This is a genomic window from Salmonella sp. FC25216 (assembly GCF_057751355.1).
This window is the reverse complement of the sequence record NZ_JBDGON010000041.1, coordinates 1-372: the sequence shown is the minus strand read 5'-3', so window position 1 is coordinate 372 and position 372 is coordinate 1. Positions and strand designations below refer to the sequence as shown.

Annotated in this window: 1 protein-coding gene; it reads right to left on the bottom strand. The window is 74.7% G+C overall.

Going from position 1 to position 372, the window contains the following annotated elements:
- Window positions 1–372: cytochrome c-type biogenesis protein (locus AC3G3F_RS23890; protein WP_488395937.1), on the bottom strand; the 372-nt coding region annotated here is incomplete at both ends.

Genomic DNA, 372 nt, shown 5'->3' with positions numbered 1-372 from the left:
TCTTCCTCATTCAGCGGCTGCGCCGCCGGGTCCAGCGCCCTGTCCAGCAGCCCGGGCGCCTGCGCCGTCGCCTGCTGCCAGGCCCTCACCTGCGGATAACTGCCGGTCAGGACGTAGCCGCCGGCGCTGACCGCCAGCGCGATGACGGCCCCCGGCACGTAAACGCCCCACCCGGCGCGCGCGCCGGGTGCCGGGGTGTCCGCCGGCAGCGGCTCCCGGCGCAGGCGCACCCGCCGGCGCGTGCGGGCGACGATTATCCAGCCGCCCGCCACGATGGCGGCCAGCGGCAGCACCCACAGCAGCACCGTCAGCGGGGTCAGCGGCGGGTCGTAGGTGACGAAGTTGCCGTAGCGCGCCACCATGTAATCGATG